Source organism: Candidatus Phytoplasma bonamiae, from assembly GCF_030586845.1.
In the GTDB taxonomy this organism is placed as follows: domain Bacteria; phylum Bacillota_I; class Bacilli_A; order Acholeplasmatales; family Acholeplasmataceae; genus Phytoplasma; species Phytoplasma bonamiae.
This window is the reverse complement of the sequence record NZ_JAOSIQ010000059.1, coordinates 1-1039: the sequence shown is the minus strand read 5'-3', so window position 1 is coordinate 1039 and position 1039 is coordinate 1. Positions and strand designations below refer to the sequence as shown.

Annotated in this window: 1 pseudogene; it reads left to right on the top strand. The window is 23.5% G+C overall.

Annotated features, from left to right (window positions below):
* Nucleotides 1–810: 810 nt before the first annotated feature.
* Nucleotides 811–1039, top strand: a pseudogene (locus OC701_RS02655) (sigma-70 family RNA polymerase sigma factor); the annotation flags it as partial.

The window sequence follows — 1039 nt, the reverse complement described above, 5'->3', positions numbered from 1 at the left end:
TTTTTGTTAAATAACTTTTTAGCTGATAAATAGTTCTATATTTTCGAAAGAAAATATTGGTTTATAATTATTTATATATTAGTTAACAACAAAAATTAAATCATATTAACAACATAACAACTAAAACAATATTTACTTATAGAATTGATAAAATATAAAAAATGAAAAATAAACATTAAGATAATAATTAATAATAAAACTAAATTAAACAATTAATTTTGATCAGTTAATAAAAATTACAACAACTTGATCATATTAATGTCATTATTTAAGCCTTTAATTTAACAATAGACATTTTACGTAATGATTTGATTTAGGAATAATTAAATAAAAATAAATTTATGATAAAGAAGCAAGGGTGAGATTTTGCGCACTGCACCCCAAAAGTATTACAATTAATAAAATCTGTTAATCATGTTCAAGATCAACTTTCTTAGTTGATCTTTTTTTGTTTTTTAAAAGAAATAAAAAAAGATTTCTTATGCTTATCTTTTCTAATTTATTTTGGCAAAGGGATAATATGGAAAGAAAAGCTTTATTTTTACTTTGTTTAAAAAATAAAAAAAATATGCAGGTACGTTCTTAATTAATTGTACTTCATTATCAATTGGTTAATAAAATAGTGCAAAAATTTAACTATTATCCTCGCGTTTTAACTAAGGAAGATTTATTTCAAGAAGGAATTGTTAGGTTTAATGAAAGCTCTCGATTATTATCAAGATTTAGGTTATGATTTTCTCGCTTATGCGCGACCACCACATATTCAAAAAGCGATCTCTGAAACTATCCGTAAAATTTAATGGTTCTGCTATGTTCAGTTTTCAAGAAAATGCTTATTATCCTTTAACTCTGTCCACTTACAATCCCCATCAAGTTTGGTTGAAACAAGTTAATCACGAAATCTGGTTAAACAAATTAAAAAAAACCTTAAGTCAAGCAGAATTTAAAATTATCCGTTTCAGTTACAGGATTCCTTATGGAAATGTTAAGGAAAATTATCAACCTATTTATAAAAATAATGATATTGCTAAAATGTTAA